Here is a 14,645-nt window from a genome sequence, read left to right on the forward strand (position 1 = left end):
AAACATTTGAGGAAAGTCAAAACGTCATGACGCGCATGAAATATCTGGTGGCAGCGGCCACGTTGAGCCTGGCTTTGGTGGGCTGCTCCGGTTCAAATGAACAGGTCCCTGACAATCCGCCGAATGAAATCTATGCGACTGCACAACAAAAACTGCAGGACGGTAACTGGAAACAGGCGATAACGCAACTGGAAGCGCTGGATAATCGTTATCCATTTGGTCCATATTCCCAACAGGTACAATTAGATCTCATCTACGCCTACTACAAAAATGCCGATCTGCCGCTGGCTCAGGCTACCATCGATCGCTTCATCCGTCTGAACCCGACTCATCCGAACATTGATTATGTCATGTACATGCGCGGCCTGACCAACATGGCTCTGGATGACAGTGCTCTGCAAGGTTTCTTCGGTGTTGATCGTTCTGACCGCGACCCGCAGCACGCGCGTGACGCATTCAATGACTTCTCCAAGCTGGCGCGCGGCTACCCGAACAGTCAGTACATCACCGATGCCACCAAGCGTCTGGTGTTCCTGAAAGATCGTCTGTCCAAGTATGAGTACTCCGTTGCCGAGTACTATACGCGTCGTGGCGCATGGGTGGCAGTGGTTAACCGCGTCGAAGGCATGCTGCGTGATTACCCGGACACACAAGCCACCCGCGATGGTTTGAAGCTGATGGAAAACGCGTACCGCCAGATGCAGATGAACGCACAGGCTGAGAAAGTGGCGAAGATTATCGCCGCGAACAGCAGCAATACCTGATCGTTCCCAAACGTAAAACGGCAGCCCAAGGGCTGCCGTTTTTTTATCCATTTCGCCATCCACTGAAGCGGTTTGATGCCGACGAATCCTATCAACTATGGCTGCAATTCCTGAGTTCGACAAGGTAAAAATCACCTGTTCCTGTCTTTCCTCACAAAAAAGCTTCCTTGACAAAAAGTGACAAAATAACGTGATTTAGATCACACATTTTGACATTAGGACAGGTATGCTGGAATCACCAAGACGGAAAGACAAGAGGTAACATTTATGACAATGAACATTACCAGTAAACAAATGGAAATTACTCCGGCAATTCGCCAGCACGTCGCAGACCGTCTCGCCAAACTGGATAAATGGCAAACTCATTTGATTAACCCGCATATCATTCTGTCTAAGGAACCACAGGGTTTTACCGCTGACGCAACTATCAATACTCCTAACGGCCATCTGGTCGCCAGCGCTAAACACGAAGATATGTACACCGCTATCAACGATTTGATCAACAAGCTGGAACGGCAGCTCAATAAAGTGCAACACAAAGGCGAAGCCCGTCGCGCCACCACCTCGGTGAAAGACGCAAGCTATGCCGAAGAAGTTGAAGAAGAGTAATCCTTTAAATTGAGTGTACCGCCAACGCGCCTCCGGGCGCGTTTTTTATTGACAGCATCAAAACAGTACGGGTACTTTAACGGTATCAACAACAGGATGAACTCATGAACCACACCCCGTTTTTCTTCGCATTCTTTTTTACCTTCCCCTGAATGGGAGGCGTTTCGTCGTGTGATAAAGAATGCGAAGACGAACAACAAGGCCTCCCACACCGGGGGGCCTTTTTTATTGATAACAATAAACGAAATAGGCAACGCTATGACATCGGAAAACCCGTTACTGGATCTGCGAGTAAAAATCAGCGCGCTGGATGAGAAATTACTGGCGCTGCTGGCTGAACGCCGCACGCTAGCCGTTGAAGTGGGTAAAGCCAAGCTGGACTCCCACCGCCCGGTACGTGATATTGACCGTGAGCGCGATCTACTGGAGCGCCTGATCCAGCTGGGTAAAGCCCATCACCTCGATGCACACTACATCACTCGCCTGTTCCAGTTGATCATTGAAGATTCCGTTCTGACCCAGCAAGCGCTGCTGCAACAACATCTGAATAAAACCAATCCGCACTCCGCGCGCGTCGCGTTTTTGGGACCTAAAGGCTCTTACTCGCACCTGGCTGCGCGCCAGTATGCCGCCCGCCATTTCGAGGAGTTTATCGAGAGTGGCTGCGCTAAATTCGCCGATATCTTTAACCAGGTTGAAACCGGTCAGGCAGACTACGCCGTGGTGCCGATTGAGAACACCAGTTCCGGGGCGATTAATGACGTCTACGATCTTCTTCAGCACACCAGCCTGTCGCTGGTCGGCGAAATGACCATTCCAATTGATCACTGCGTGTTAGTCTCAGGCTCAACCGACCTGAATCAAATTGATACCGTATACAGCCACCCGCAGCCATTCCAGCAGTGCAGCCAGTTCCTGAACCGCTATCCGAACTGGAAAATTGAGTACACCGAAAGCACCTCAGCGGCGATGGAAAAAGTGGCGCAGGCCAACTCTCCGCGCGTGGCGGCTCTCGGTAGCGAAGCCGGTGGCGCGCTGTATGGCCTGCAGGTACTGGAGCGCAACCTGGCTAACCAGACGCAGAACATCACTCGCTTCGTGGTGCTGGCACGTAAAGCGATTGATGTGTCCGAGCAAGTTCCGGCGAAAACCACTCTGCTGATGGCGACCGGCCAGCAGGCGGGTGCGCTGGTTGAAGCCCTGCTGGTGTTACGTAATCACAACCTGATCATGACCAAACTGGAATCCCGCCCGATCAACGGCAATCCGTGGGAAGAGATGTTCTATCTCGATATCCAGGCCAACCTCAAATCAGCGTCCATGCAGAAAGCCCTGCGCGAACTGGGCGAGATTACCCGTTCGATGAAAGTGCTGGGCTGCTATCCGGGCGAGAACGTGGTCCCGGTCGATCCGGTTTAACGTTCAATAAACGGGCCTTTCTTCATTCCTGCCACACTGACTGGCAGGGTGAAGATAGCGCCCGATAGCGGATATTTCGTCACTTCGTCACGATCCATATTTTCACGCGTGGTGGTGATAAACAGGGTTTTCATATCATCCCCGCCGAAACAGACCATCGTCGGACAGCGCACCGGCAAGCGATACTCTTCCAGCTGTTCCCCCTGCGGAGTAAACCGCGCAATACGCCAGCCATCAAACAATGCGCTCCAGTAGCAGCCTTCAGTATCCATCGCGGCGCCATCCGGTATTCCCTCGCCTTTTTCGAAGCGGCGGAACACTTCACGAGCACCCGGCTCGCCCTTTTCGTCCAGCGGTGTACGGTAAATCACGCGGTTCGGCGTATCTGAAGTCATCATCCACTGCCTGTCCGAACTAAAAGCCAGGCCGTTGTGCCCGTGGATATCACACTGAATGACTTTCGGCGTCAGATCGTTATCAATGCGCATCAGCATCGCCCCGTTGTAATCCCCTGGTCCCCAGAATGTTCCCGCGTAAAAACGCCCGAGATGATCGGTGCCGCCGTCGTTAAAACGCGCCAGTTGAGGATTCGAGGGGTTATCGCAGACTTTTCGCTGGAGCAGGCCGTGCTTATCCGTCAGCCAGATCGCGTTACGCATCGCGACGATAAAACCGCCCTTCTCGCGTAAGGCAAAACACCCGACCTCCTCATGAAATGAGAGAACAGAGTGTTGACCCGAAGAGAGGTGATAACGATGAATTTCACCTTCCAGAATATCGGCCCAATAGAGCGCGTTTTCGCTTTCGCTCCAGGTCGGGCATTCCGGTAAGTGCCCGGTGTAGTCGAATAAAACCTGCGGTTCAGCCATGACAAATCCCCAAAATGAAAAAAGCCAGCAGTGCTGGCTTTTAGTATATACATCATCAGATTACTGGCGACTATCGTTCGCCTGACGCAATAAGGTGCGGCTCTCGCTCTGGAAACGCTTCGCGTAATCCCCGAACCAGTGCTCAACCTTACGGAAACTGTCGATAAAGGCCTGCTTATCGCCCTGCTCCAGCAGCGCTATCGCCTCACCAAACCGCTGGTAGTAGCGCTTGATCAGCGCCAGGTTATTTTCCGACGACATAATGATGTCAGCATACAGCTGCGGGTCCTGCGCAAACAGACGCCCGACCATGGCCAGCTCCAGGCGGTAAATTGGCGAGGAGAGCGCCAGCAATTGCTCCAGCTGGACGTTCTCTTCCGCCAGATGAAGTCCGTAGGCGAAGGTCGCAAAGTGGCGCAGCGCCTGAATGAACGCCATATTCTGATCGTGCTCCACCGCGCTAATACGATGCAGACGTGCGCCCCAGACCTGAATCTGTTCAAGGAACCACTGGTACGCTTCCGGCTGCCGACCATCGCAGTAGACCACGACCTGTTTCGCCAGGCTGCCGCTATCCGGGCCGAACATCGGGTGCAAACCCAGTACCGGTCCGTTATGGGCCGCCAGCATCGCCTGCAGCGGACCATTCTTCACGGACGCCAGATCCACCAGAATACAATCTTCCGGCAGAGACGGCAGTTTGCCGATAATCTCTTCGGTTACATGAATCGGCACGCTGACAATAACCATGCCTGCGTCGGCCATCATCTCTGGCGCACGTGCCCAGCCCTCTTTTTCAAGAATGCGCACCTGATAACCAGAAAGCGTCAGCATCTTCTCAAACAGACGCCCCATCTGGCCGCCGCCGCCAACGATCACCACCGGTCGCAGCGACGGACAGAGGGTTTTAAAGCCCTTATCGTTTTCACTGGAATAGGATTCACGCATCACGCGGCGCAGCACATCTTCAATCAGGTCGGGGGAGACGCCCATGAGCTGTGCCTCATCACGCCGGGAGGCGAGCATCGACGCTTCACGCTCTGGCACGTAAATCGGCAGGCCGTATTTACTTTTCACTTCCCCGACTTCGGCAACCAGTGACATCCGGCGCGCCAGCAAATCCAGCAGCGCCTTATCCACCTCATCTATTTGATCGCGTAGTGCGGTCAATTCTGCAACCATAACTAACCTCTTAAGCCAGACGCGTCGCCAGCTGGCCGTTCAAATCTTTGTGGATCTCACGCAGCAGCGCATCCGTCGCTTCCCAGCTGATGCAGGCGTCGGTCACTGAGACACCGTGTTTCATTGCGCTACGCGGCTGTTCAGATGACTGATTACCCTCGTGGATATTACTCTCAATCATCAGGCCGATAATCGAACGGTTACCGTCTTTGATTTGTGCGACAACGGATTCCGCTACCGCAGGCTGGCGACGGTAATCTTTGTTGGAATTACCATGGCTGCAATCTACCATCAGAGCCGGGCGCAGTCCCGCCTGTTCCATCTCTTTTTCGCACTGGGCGACATCCGCCGGGCTGTAGTTAGGTGCTTTACCGCCGCGCAGGATAACGTGACCATCCGGGTTGCCCTGTGTCTGGAGCAGACAAACCTGGCCGGCCTGGTTGATGCCGACAAAACGGTGCGGCATTGCCGCAGCGCGCATGGCGTTAATCGCTGTCGCAAGGCTTCCGTCGGTCCCATTTTTAAAACCAACCGGCATTGACAGGCCAGAGGCCATCTCGCGGTGAGTCTGTGATTCTGTGGTGCGAGCACCAATCGCGGACCAGCTAAACAGATCGCCCAGGTATTGCGGGCTGTTCGGATCGAGTGCTTCTGTCGCCAGCGGCAGCCCCATGCTCACCAGTTCAACTAGCAGACGACGCGCAATCTTCAGACCGGCTTCCACATCAAACGAGCCATCCATGTGTGGATCGTTAATCAACCCCTTCCAGCCAACGGTGGTACGAGGTTTTTCAAAATAGACGCGCATGACCAGGTAGAGGCTATCGCTGACCTCCTCTGCTAATGCTTTAAATCGACGAGCATATTCAATCGCGGTTTCAGGATCGTGAATGGAACATGGCCCGCACACCACCAGCAGACGCGGATCGCGACCGGCAATGATGTCAGAGATAGTCTGGCGGGAGTGCTCAATCTGCGCCTCCTGTTCAGAACTCAGCGGGAATTCCAGCTTCAACTGATCTGGCGTGATCAAAACCTGTTCGTCGGTAATATGTACGTTGTTCAGCGCGTCTTTTTGCATGATGGCGATCCTGTAATGCTCGTTTGCGATAGTGGTTTCCTCGGTGAGGTGAACACACAATATCACATCAAGTAAAGATTTCAATCCAAAATACGTAAACATTACTTTACAAGTGGCATTTCAAGGCAAAAAATATCTGCTTATTACGTAAAGATAAAATTACACACTGATTGTTCATTGCCAGGCTATGCTGAAGAAAAAGAAGAAAAGGCGAATCACTATGCGTTCCATTGCTCTCGCGCTGCTGGCAATATTATTGACAGGCTGTCAAATCAACCCTTATACCTTCCAGCCCACCTGGACCGGCACCAGCTGGTTTACCGCCGGCAAAGAAGATGCCATGAATGGTGTATCAATAAAAAGTAACGAAACTCTCGCGGATAATTTTAACGATCCTGACGTCGATCGCAGTGAATACCTGCGCGGTTATGCTGATGGTCAGAAAAAAGTCTGTACCGAAGATTTTGTCTATGCGTGGGGTCTGTCCGGTAAAATATTCCCAGCCAGTTGTGATACGGCAGAAAATGCCGACCTGCTGCGTAAATTCTGGCAAAAAGGTATGGATGAAGGTATGCGCGGCTCGAGACTTAATTAATTTAATAACTTAATAATTTCATTCAATTACAACTCAGATTTAGCTTAAGTCACAACAAATTCCACATAATGACTGCTCAGGTAAACAATGGTATTCTTCCTGCAATATTCAAGGATATATATTTCCAGAGTGGTATGGCGGATTCTGGTGAGACATTTTTTTACGTTCCCTTTGTGCCATCTGATTCTGGCACTCATGCTGTGCATTATCAGCGGGCAAAGTTTCGCGACAACATTGACAGAAAAAGAGAAGTCAGTGCGTTCGATCGTCTCTGGCATCGTCAGCTATTCCCGTTGGCCTGCGCTTTCTGGCCAGCCTAAACTCTGTATTTTTTCGTCTTCTCGCTTCGCCCAGGTACTGAATGACAGCGGCTCTGCTGCTTTACCCTACACACCCTTGATTGTGCAAAATGAGTCTGAAGCATTACATGCCACCTGCGATGCCATTTATTTTGGAAACGAGTCACCTGCTGTTCAGCTTGAATTATTCAGGAATTATCAGGGCCGCGCGTTACTATTAATCGCCGAGCAAAACCTGGAATGTGTTATTGGCAGTGCTTTTTGTCTGATAATTAATGAAGAAACAGTGAGATTTTCTGTCAATCTGGATGCCCTGTCTCGCAGTGGCGTTAGAGTGAATCCGGATGTGTTAATGCTTGCCCGGAATAAGAAGCATGAATAAGGAACTTTCTTCAACGCCACGGCCGACGTTTAAAAGAACGTTGCGGCGCATCAGTATGATTAGCGTGGTAATTACCATGACGCTGATATGGTTATTATTGTGTATTGCGTCAGTGGTTACATTAAAACAATACGCACAAAAAAACCTCGAATTAACCAGCGCGACCATGAGCCGAAGCCTGGAAGCCTCATTAGTATTTAATGATGCCACCGCCGCCAATGAAACGCTTGCCACACTGGGTAGACAGGGGCAATTTTCCGTTGCCGAGGTGCTCGACATCCATCAGAAGCGTTTTGCCTACTGGTCGTGGACCCCTGATGATGATACCGACACCCTGAGCACGCTGGTCAGTCGCATGCTGTTCCCCGTCCCTGCCGCACAGCCCGTGGTGCATAACGGCAAGGTGATTGGTGAAGTGCGCATTACCGCGCGCGACAGCCTGATTAGCCATTTCCTCTGGACGTCTTTTGCCGTGCTGACCGGCTGTATTCTTTTCGCCGCTTTTGTGGCGCTGACCATTACCCGTTCTTTGCACAACGGAGTCGTCACCGCGCTGCAAAATATCACCGACGTGGTGCATGACGTTAAAACGAACCGTAATTTCTCGCGCCGCGTCGAAGAGGAGCGTATCGAAGAGTTCCATCGTTTTGGGCAGGATTTCAACAGTCTGCTCGACGAAATGGAGGAGTGGCAGCTCAAGCTGCAGGCCCGGAACGCACAGCTGATGCGCACCGCGATGCACGATCCGCTCACCGGGCTGGCGAACCGCGCTGCATTCCGCAGCAGTATCGCGGCGCTCATGAATGACGCTTCTGCACAGATGAATTCCGCCCTGCTGTTCCTGGATGGCGATAACTTCAAGCAGATCAACGATACCTGGGGGCACGCGGCAGGTGACTGCGTGCTGATAGAAGTCGCCAGCAGAATGGTGGAATTTGGCGGGAAACGTTATCAGTCATACCGTCTGGGCGGCGATGAATTTGCCATGATCCTGTATGGCATTCACTCGGCGTCAGACGTTCAACAGATTTGCACTGCGCTTTCGCAGCAGTTTCTCCAGCCGTACGACCTGCACAACGGACATACGGCACACATGTCACTCAGCATTGGCTTCGCTCTGGCGTGGGAAAATACCTCGGTAGAGGCATTACTGGAGCAAGCCGACCGCAATATGTATCAAGTGAAAAACCAGCGTCCGACAATAATTTTGTAATAAAAGGAACACGTTATGTTAAGGCGATATCTCGCTCCAGTTTTACTGGCTACAACGATTCTGGCAGGCTGCCAGGCACCACCTCAGGGGAAATTCACCCCGGAACAGATTGCGGCAATGAAATCCTACGGTTTTAACGAAACGAACGGCGACTGGTCCCTCGGCCTGTCGGCGAAGATTTTATTCGGCAAGAATGAATATCAGCTGCGTCCGGAAAGCGAGCAGCAGATCCAGACCATGGCGACACGTCTGGCCGCCACCGGGCTGGTCCATGCACGCATGGACGGGCACACGGACAATTACGGGGAAGAAAGTTACAACCAATCCCTCTCGCTTAAACGCGCGAACGTCGTGGCTGATACCTGGGCAAAAGGGGCGAATATCCCGCGCAGCAACCTCACCACTCAGGGCTTAGGTAAAAAATATCCCGTCGCCAGCAATGCAACACCTCAGGGGCGCGCTGAAAACCGCCGCGTTGCAGTGGTCATCAGCACGCCTTAATCACTATTTGGTGGATTCCGACAGCGTCAACAGGCATTGCGCGCGCCAGCGCAGCCAGTCAATCAGCACGAAAAATGCCAGACTGACGCCCATCACCGGCATCATGATCCCCAGCATCACGCCGATAAAGAGCGTGACTCCTCGCCCACTGGCGGGGAGAGCAAGCCAGCACTGACAAAGCGTGAGTACCGGGTTGCCGGTGGCCTGAACCGGACGACGCATCCACCACATCCGATACCCCCACGCAATCAACACGCACAGCGCTACGCCGAAAACGATCAGGATCAGCTGATTCACCAGACCGAACAAAATCCCCATATGGAAATCCACGCCCCAGCGGGTCAGCTTCGCCATCAGCGGGAAGTCCGCGAAACGCGTCCGATCGAGGATCTGCATTGAGTGCGGATCAACGGCAACCGCGTCCACCTGCGTGGGCCAGCCACGATCGATTTCCGTGACCGTCCAGGCCTGTTCAGCCATTTTAGCGGGGCGAATTTCCAGCTTGTTCGCATCAATCCCCTCGCTCCTGGCCGCATGCAGGACGCTGTCAAAGAGCGTCAGATCCATGGCCATATCCGGCATCATCGCATCGTGGTGGCCGCGATGTTCAGCATGAGGATCGACTTCTGCCGCGGGACCGCGCAGCTGCGTGTTGACCTGCGGCGTCAGCCAGTTCATCTCTTTACGTAGCTTATCGACGTTGCCACCCGCCCATTGTGACCAGGTAAGCCCGGTCGCAGAAAACAGTAACATTCCCCCCAGCAGACCCCAGCCGAGCGCGACATGCACGCGACGTCGGTTCTGGAACCGGTTATTGATACGTCGCTTCGGGCGGGTATAACACCACAGCGCTATTCCGCCTAAGGCGGCGATCCACATCCAGGACGCGGCCAGCTCACTGTATAAACGCCCGATATCCCCCAGCATCAGCGAGCTGTGCAGATAGTCAATGGTCTGGCGCAGCGGCAAAATTCCGCTGGTGCCGTAGACCGTCATATCGCCGCGAACTTCCAGGCTCACGGGATCGATAAAAATCGCCCGATTCTCCGACGGCCCGAGCATCGGGTCGGCAAACATCACGCGCGTGGTTTCACCCGGGATCAGCCCAGGTCGTACAGCCTGCAGACGAAGTTGGTCCCCAATGGCTTTCTCCGCGACTGCAATTTGCTCGGCCAGAGGTTGAGCTTCACCGGCGGTATCGCTAAACAGCGCATGTTTGTACAACATGTTTTCGAGCTGCGGTGTCGCCACGTAGAGCGTCCCCGTTAGCGCAGCGAAAAAAATGAACGGGCCAACAAACAACCCGATATAGAAATGAAGGCGTCGCAGCAGGTTTCCCCATGCTGCGCGTGGCGTGCTGACAGTCATACTTTTCCTTTTTGCAGGCAAAACGTTATCGATGCGCAAAAGCGCATTCTTTATGGTTTAAAGGGAAAAAGCTGACCGCTGCGGTGGCGCGCGGGTATCAGGATACAACCAGGGGAAAAAGTGCCAGTGACTCACCGCCTGTCGCGGCGGTTTAACGCGATGTCGCAATAGCACAGCACACAACAGCACGATCAGCGCCAGCATCAGGCCCGGCACATGGGCCATTAGCACACAATAGCCACAGGCTTCGGCGTGATCGACAGGCATTGAGTGCGGCGACTCACCATGATGTTCTGCCATCGACATCTGGCTCATATCATGATGCATCCCCGGCATTGCGCTCATGGGATCTTTTTGTAGCGAAATGGAGATCAGCGGCGCGACCACGATCAGCAGGATCGCAAACAGCGCGGTCCAGGCCGCTGTGCGTTTCAAGGCTGACTGATGCAGTGCGTTATTCACTTACCCTCCGCTAGAGAGCGGCTATTGTAAATGATTTATGAAACGAAGGTTAACAGACGGCGCGGATTTACATAAAAAAGGGCCGGCCTTGCGGCCAGCCCTTTTAACAGGATGTTGCTTAAGCGAGTCTTAGTTCAGACGCTCTTTGATACGAGCAGACTTACCAGTACGCTCACGCAGGTAGTACAGTTTAGCTTTACGTACAGCACCACGACGTTTGACAGTAATGCTGTCAACTACTGGAGAGTGAGTCTGGAAGACACGCTCAACACCTTCGCCGTTGGAAATTTTACGAACAGTGAATGCAGAGTGCAGACCGCGGTTACGAATAGCGATAACCACGCCCTCGAATGCCTGCAGACGTTTTTTGGAACCTTCAACAACCCATACTTTCACTTCCACGGAATCACCCGGACGGAATGAAGGTACGTCCTGCTTCATCTGCTCTTGTTCAATTTGCTTAATAATGTTGCTCATAATTTAATCTCTTATCCTGGGTAAACTGATATATCGGGAGCGTTTTACGCTTGCCCATCATGTTTATGTTGCTGTTGTGCGTGCTCTTTTTGGAACTCCGCCAGCAACCTTACTTGCTCTTCAGTCAGAGCCAGGTTTTCCAGAAGTTCAGGTCTTCTAAGCCAGGTTCGGCCCAGCGACTGCTTCAAACGCCAGCGACGTATCTCGGCATGGTTCCCCGACAGCAATACCGCCGGTACTTCCATCCCTTCTAACACTTCAGGGCGGGTATAGTGTGGACAGTCCAGCAATCCATCAGCAAAAGAGTCTTCTGTTGCTGAAGCTTCATGGCCCAGTACACCCGGAATAAACCGGGCAACGGAGTCAATCAGCGTCATTGCCGGTAACTCACCACCGCTGAGAACGTAATCGCCGATTGACCATTCTTCATCAATTTCGGTCTGAATTACGCGCTCATCTATCCCTTCATAGCGACCACATACCAGAATCAGCTTTTGATTCGTGGCCAGTTCGCTTACGCCTGCTTGATCAAGCTTGCGTCCCTGAGGTGACAGATAAATCACCTTTGCGCCTTCACCTGCCGCGGCTTTTGCTGTATGGATGGCGTCCCGCAAGGGTTGCACCATCATTAACATCCCCGGTCCGCCGCCGTAAGGACGTTCGTCCACGGTACGGTGCCGGTCATGCGTGAAGTCACGAGGACTCCAGCTTTCGATGTTCAGCAGGCCTTTTTTTACTGCCCGGCCAGTTACCCCGTAATCAGTAATCGCGCGGAACATTTCAGGAAACAGGCTAATTATGCCAATCCACATAGCGCCGTCTTTTACCGTTTATCCGGAGAATTTAAAAACCAGGATCCCAATCTACTTCGATAGTTCGCGTAGTGAGATCGACTTTCTTGATAACCTGCCCATCGAGGAACGGAACCAGCCGCTCCTTGATGCCAAACGCATCTTTCAGGTTTGCCTTAATGACGAGAACGTCATTTGACCCGGTTTCCATCATATCGATGACTTTACCCAGGCCATAGCCTTCAGTGGTGACAACCTGGCAACCCATAAGGTCTTTCCAGTAATAATCACCCTCTTCCAGCGAAGGCAGCTGCGATGAATCGACGACAATTTCGCAATTAGTCAGCAGATTCGCCGCATCGCGATCGTCAACGCCTTTCAGCTTGATCACGATATCCTGATTGTGGTGGCGCCAGCTTTCCAGCTCAACCGCTTCCCACTTACCACCTTTCTGGATAAACCAGGGCTGGTAGTTAAAAATGCTTTCAGCGTCTTCAGTGGAGGAAAACACTCTGAGCCAACCACGGATACCGTAGCAAGAACCCATTTTTCCCAATACGATCGGTTCAACAGGTGCTTTATTGCTCATCATGACCACCGTGACAGATTAAGCTGCTTTGTTTGCTGCTTTGATAAGCGTAGCAACGCGATCGGAAACAGTAGCGCCCTGGCCAACCCAGTGAGCGATACGATCCAGATCCAGACGGGTTTCTTCTTCAGAACCGCTAGCGATCGGGTTGAAGAAACCAACGCGCTCGATGAAGCGACCGTTGCGTGCATTACGGCTGTCAGTCACAACAACCTGGTAGAACGGACGCTTTTTTGCGCCGTGACGTGCTAAACGAATAGTTACCATAACATCCTCTTGTGTGAATAAAACACAGGGCCCCATCGAGGAACGGAGCCCAGTGTCATATTAAAAGCCCGAAAATTTTACTGATTTCTGGAGAAATTGCAATCAGCATATGCTTCACATATGCCAAACAAGGGTTATAAGGCGTATATCAGTGCAGCCAGTTTAGTTCCGGCGTGCGCGCAGAAAGCGGAGCGTACACGTAGTACGTGAGCATTTCGAGCACAAATGGCAAACAAGATAGCCTTATATCCCTTGTTTCAGCGGCCAGGGAATCCCGGCGGCATCATGCCCTTCATCCCACGCATCATTTTCGCCATACCGCCCTTCTTCATTTTCTTCATCATGCGCTGCATGTCGTCGAACTGCTTCAGAAGGCGGTTTACATCCTGCACCTGCATCCCGCAACCAGCGGCGATGCGGCGTTTGCGCGACCCTTTGATGATTTCAGGCTTCGCACGCTCTTTCAGCGTCATCGAGTTGATGATCGCCTCCATGCGTACCAGCACTTTGTCATCCATCTGCGCTTTCACGTTATCAGGGATCTGACCCATGCCCGGCAGTTTGCCCATCAGGCTGGCCATGCCGCCCATGTTTTTCATCTGACGGAGCTGTTCCAGGAAGTCGGTCAAGTCGAAACCGTCGCCTTTTTTCAGCTTGCTCGCCAGCTTCTCAGCCTGCGCGCGGTCAACTTTGCTCTCGATATCTTCGATCAGTGACAGCACGTCGCCCATGCCAAGAATACGGGAAGCAATACGATCCGGATGGAACGGCTCCAGCGCTTCGGTCTTCTCGCCGACGCCGAGGAATTTAATCGGTTTACCGGTGATATGACGAATCGAGAGCGCCGCACCACCGCGGGCATCACCGTCGACTTTAGTCAGTACGACACCGGTTAATGGCAGCGCTTCGTTAAACGCTTTTGCGGTATTCGCCGCATCCTGACCGGTCATCGCATCAACAACAAACAGGGTCTCTACCGGATTAATCGCGGCGTGAACCTGTTTGATTTCGTCCATCATCGCTTCGTCGACGTGCAGACGACCGGCGGTATCCACCAGCAGCACGTCGTAGAATTTCAGCTTCGCTTCTTTCAGCGCCGCATTAACGATATCAACGGGCTTCTGCGCGACGTCGGACGGGAAGAAATCCACACCAACCTGCTGAGCCAGTGTTTCAAGCTGTTTGATCGCCGCCGGGCGATAAACGTCGGCAGAGACGACCAGCACTTTTTTCTTGTGCTTTTCACGCAGGAATTTACCCAGCTTACCCACACTGGTGGTTTTACCCGCACCCTGCAGACCGGCCATCAACACCACCGCTGGCGGCTGTGCGGCCAGGTTCAACACCTGGTTCTCTTCGCCCATTGCCGCAACCAGCTCGTTGCGCACAATTTTGACGAACTCCTGACCCGGGGTCAGGCTCTTGTTCACTTCATGACCAACCGCTTTCTCTTTTACGCGGCTGATGAACTCGCGCACAACGGGCAACGCCACGTCGGCTTCGAGCAACGCCATGCGCACTTCGCGCAGCGTTTCTTTCACATTGTCTTCGGTAAGGCGCCCACGGCCGCTGATGTTGCGCAGCGAGCGCGACAAACGATCGGTTAAATTATCAAACATTGTCTCTCGCCTGAGGTAGAAACGTTAGGTCGCTAGCGCGACACGTACACAGAATTTTGCCGCAGTATAACATGAAGGCGCCTTTGTTGTTATGCAACGGTTGGAGCGCGCGTCACGTAACGTTATACTGCTTATCTTTCTTATTAAGACAACTGTCG

The 14,645-nt window shown here is 52.8% G+C and carries 18 protein-coding genes and 1 other annotated feature; of the genes, 8 read left to right on the forward strand and 10 right to left on the reverse strand.

All coding sequences use genetic code 11. The features are described 5' to 3' along the window. Window positions 1-26 precede the first annotated feature (26 nt). The 4 genes from bamD to pheA all read left to right on the forward strand — a co-directional run bounded on the left by bamD (window position 27) and on the right by pheA (window position 2,792). A complete protein-coding gene (bamD, locus tag ACB496_RS16495; protein ID WP_371973086.1) occupies window positions 27-764 on the forward strand; it encodes an outer membrane protein assembly factor BamD in 738 nt (245 codons plus the stop codon). Window positions 765-1,031: 267 nt separating this feature from the next. Further along, window positions 1,032-1,373 carry a ribosome-associated translation inhibitor RaiA gene (gene raiA, locus ACB496_RS16500; protein ID WP_095282963.1) on the forward strand — a complete coding sequence of 114 codons (342 nt, stop codon included), beginning with the start codon at window positions 1,032-1,034 and terminating at the stop codon, window positions 1,371-1,373. Between the two features lie 103 nt (window positions 1,374-1,476). Beyond that, window positions 1,477-1,602, forward strand: a sequence feature (Phe leader region). Further along, complete coding sequence (gene pheL, locus ACB496_RS16505; RefSeq protein WP_102105455.1) at window positions 1,478-1,525, forward strand: pheA operon leader peptide PheL; 48 nt, start codon at window positions 1,478-1,480, stop codon at window positions 1,523-1,525. Its footprint overlaps the feature before it by 48 nt. A 29-nt stretch (window positions 1,603-1,631) precedes the next feature. After that, a complete protein-coding gene (gene pheA / locus ACB496_RS16510; protein WP_102105362.1) occupies window positions 1,632-2,792 on the forward strand; it encodes a bifunctional chorismate mutase/prephenate dehydratase in 1,161 nt (386 codons plus the stop codon). On the opposite strand, the gene ACB496_RS16515 is transcribed toward pheA, so the two are convergent. From ACB496_RS16515 to aroF, 3 genes are read right to left on the reverse strand one after another with little or no spacing between them, the layout of a single operon-like run. Then, the gene (locus tag ACB496_RS16515) at window positions 2,789-3,661 is read right to left on the reverse strand and encodes an SMP-30/gluconolactonase/LRE family protein (RefSeq protein WP_248858963.1); all 873 of its coding nucleotides are present in this window, start codon (window positions 3,659-3,661) and stop codon (window positions 2,789-2,791) included. The genes pheA and ACB496_RS16515 overlap by 4 nt on opposite strands. A gap of 60 nt (window positions 3,662-3,721) precedes the next feature. Further along, window positions 3,722-4,843 (reverse strand): bifunctional chorismate mutase/prephenate dehydrogenase, encoded by a 1,122-nt coding sequence (gene tyrA, locus ACB496_RS16520; protein ID WP_371973087.1) that lies wholly within the window; start codon window positions 4,841-4,843, stop codon window positions 3,722-3,724. A 10-nt stretch (window positions 4,844-4,853) separates the two neighbouring features. Next, entirely contained in the window at window positions 4,854-5,924 is a 1,071-nt protein-coding gene (aroF, locus tag ACB496_RS16525; protein ID WP_102105365.1) for a 3-deoxy-7-phosphoheptulonate synthase AroF, read from the reverse strand. Window positions 5,925-6,144: 220 nt separating this feature from the next. Between aroF and ACB496_RS16530 the strand changes: the two genes are divergently transcribed. The 4 genes from ACB496_RS16530 to ACB496_RS16545 all read left to right on the forward strand — a co-directional run bounded on the left by ACB496_RS16530 (window position 6,145) and on the right by ACB496_RS16545 (window position 8,914). Continuing rightward, complete coding sequence (locus tag ACB496_RS16530) at window positions 6,145-6,519, forward strand: DUF2799 domain-containing protein (RefSeq protein WP_371975249.1); 375 nt, start codon at window positions 6,145-6,147, stop codon at window positions 6,517-6,519. A 195-nt stretch (window positions 6,520-6,714) separates the two neighbouring features. Continuing rightward, window positions 6,715-7,200, forward strand: coding sequence for a YfiR family protein (locus ACB496_RS16535; protein ID WP_371973088.1), 486 nt, complete (start codon window positions 6,715-6,717; stop codon window positions 7,198-7,200). Then, window positions 7,193-8,413, forward strand: coding sequence for a diguanylate cyclase DgcN (dgcN, locus tag ACB496_RS16540; protein ID WP_371973089.1), 1,221 nt, complete (start codon window positions 7,193-7,195; stop codon window positions 8,411-8,413). Before ACB496_RS16535 ends, dgcN begins: the two co-directional genes overlap by 8 nt. A 15-nt stretch (window positions 8,414-8,428) precedes the next feature. Beyond that, the gene (locus ACB496_RS16545) at window positions 8,429-8,914 is read left to right on the forward strand and encodes an OmpA family protein (protein WP_123428856.1); all 486 of its coding nucleotides are present in this window, start codon (window positions 8,429-8,431) and stop codon (window positions 8,912-8,914) included. Window positions 8,915-8,917: 3 nt separating this feature from the next. Here the strand turns inward: ACB496_RS16545 and ACB496_RS16550 are convergent, their stop codons facing one another. The 7 genes from ACB496_RS16550 to ffh form a co-directional block, all read right to left on the reverse strand. Further along, window positions 8,918-10,282: a PepSY-associated TM helix domain-containing protein gene (locus ACB496_RS16550; protein ID WP_371973090.1), complete on the reverse strand. Its 1,365-nt coding sequence runs from the start codon at window positions 10,280-10,282 to the stop codon at window positions 8,918-8,920. Between the two features lie 57 nt (window positions 10,283-10,339). Next, a complete protein-coding gene (locus ACB496_RS16555; protein ID WP_319417920.1) occupies window positions 10,340-10,744 on the reverse strand; it encodes a DUF2946 domain-containing protein in 405 nt (134 codons plus the stop codon). A 129-nt stretch (window positions 10,745-10,873) separates the two neighbouring features. After that, window positions 10,874-11,221 (reverse strand): 50S ribosomal protein L19, encoded by a 348-nt coding sequence (rplS, locus tag ACB496_RS16560; RefSeq protein ID WP_095282974.1) that lies wholly within the window; start codon window positions 11,219-11,221, stop codon window positions 10,874-10,876. Window positions 11,222-11,265: 44 nt separating this feature from the next. Next, window positions 11,266-12,033 (reverse strand): tRNA (guanosine(37)-N1)-methyltransferase TrmD, encoded by a 768-nt coding sequence (gene trmD / locus ACB496_RS16565; RefSeq protein WP_100779248.1) that lies wholly within the window; start codon window positions 12,031-12,033, stop codon window positions 11,266-11,268. 31 nt (window positions 12,034-12,064) lie between these two features. Beyond that, window positions 12,065-12,604, reverse strand: a complete 540-nt coding sequence (gene rimM, locus ACB496_RS16570) for a ribosome maturation factor RimM (RefSeq protein ID WP_100779247.1) — start codon at window positions 12,602-12,604, stop codon at window positions 12,065-12,067. A 15-nt stretch (window positions 12,605-12,619) separates the two neighbouring features. Further along, window positions 12,620-12,868 (reverse strand): 30S ribosomal protein S16, encoded by a 249-nt coding sequence (gene rpsP, locus ACB496_RS16575; protein WP_014171249.1) that lies wholly within the window; start codon window positions 12,866-12,868, stop codon window positions 12,620-12,622. 257 nt (window positions 12,869-13,125) lie between these two features. Next, the gene (gene ffh / locus ACB496_RS16580; RefSeq protein WP_100779246.1) at window positions 13,126-14,487 is read right to left on the reverse strand and encodes a signal recognition particle protein; all 1,362 of its coding nucleotides are present in this window, start codon (window positions 14,485-14,487) and stop codon (window positions 13,126-13,128) included. Window positions 14,488-14,645 lie beyond the last annotated feature (158 nt).

This window comes from Lelliottia nimipressuralis (assembly GCF_041464075.1).
Classification (GTDB): Bacteria; Pseudomonadota; Gammaproteobacteria; order Enterobacterales; family Enterobacteriaceae; genus Enterobacter; species Enterobacter nimipressuralis.

Excerpts from the sequence above, each read along its gene's own strand:
- ACB496_RS16550 (WP_371973090.1), bottom strand. The coding sequence starts at position 10,282 with ATGACTGTCAGCACGCCACGCGCAGCATGGGGAAACCTGCTGCGACGC.
- ACB496_RS16535 (WP_371973088.1), top strand. The coding sequence starts at position 6,715 with ATGCTGTGCATTATCAGCGGGCAAAGTTTCGCGACAACATTGACAGAA.
- aroF (WP_102105365.1), bottom strand. The coding sequence starts at position 5,924 with ATGCAAAAAGACGCGCTGAACAACGTACATATTACCGACGAACAGGTT.
- trmD (WP_100779248.1), bottom strand. The coding sequence starts at position 12,033 with ATGTGGATTGGCATAATTAGCCTGTTTCCTGAAATGTTCCGCGCGATT.
- dgcN (WP_371973089.1), top strand. The coding sequence starts at position 7,193 with ATGAATAAGGAACTTTCTTCAACGCCACGGCCGACGTTTAAAAGAACG.
- rpsP (WP_014171249.1), bottom strand. The coding sequence starts at position 12,868 with ATGGTAACTATTCGTTTAGCACGTCACGGCGCAAAAAAGCGTCCGTTC.
- raiA (WP_095282963.1), top strand. The coding sequence starts at position 1,032 with ATGACAATGAACATTACCAGTAAACAAATGGAAATTACTCCGGCAATT.
- pheA (WP_102105362.1), top strand. The coding sequence starts at position 1,632 with ATGACATCGGAAAACCCGTTACTGGATCTGCGAGTAAAAATCAGCGCG.
- ffh (WP_100779246.1), bottom strand. The coding sequence starts at position 14,487 with ATGTTTGATAATTTAACCGATCGTTTGTCGCGCTCGCTGCGCAACATC.
- ACB496_RS16515 (WP_248858963.1), bottom strand. The coding sequence starts at position 3,661 with ATGGCTGAACCGCAGGTTTTATTCGACTACACCGGGCACTTACCGGAA.
- ACB496_RS16545 (WP_123428856.1), top strand. The coding sequence starts at position 8,429 with ATGTTAAGGCGATATCTCGCTCCAGTTTTACTGGCTACAACGATTCTG.
- rimM (WP_100779247.1), bottom strand. The coding sequence starts at position 12,604 with ATGATGAGCAATAAAGCACCTGTTGAACCGATCGTATTGGGAAAAATG.
- rplS (WP_095282974.1), bottom strand. The coding sequence starts at position 11,221 with ATGAGCAACATTATTAAGCAAATTGAACAAGAGCAGATGAAGCAGGAC.
- tyrA (WP_371973087.1), bottom strand. The coding sequence starts at position 4,843 with ATGGTTGCAGAATTGACCGCACTACGCGATCAAATAGATGAGGTGGAT.
- ACB496_RS16530 (WP_371975249.1), top strand. The coding sequence starts at position 6,145 with ATGCGTTCCATTGCTCTCGCGCTGCTGGCAATATTATTGACAGGCTGT.
- bamD (WP_371973086.1), top strand. The coding sequence starts at position 27 with ATGACGCGCATGAAATATCTGGTGGCAGCGGCCACGTTGAGCCTGGCT.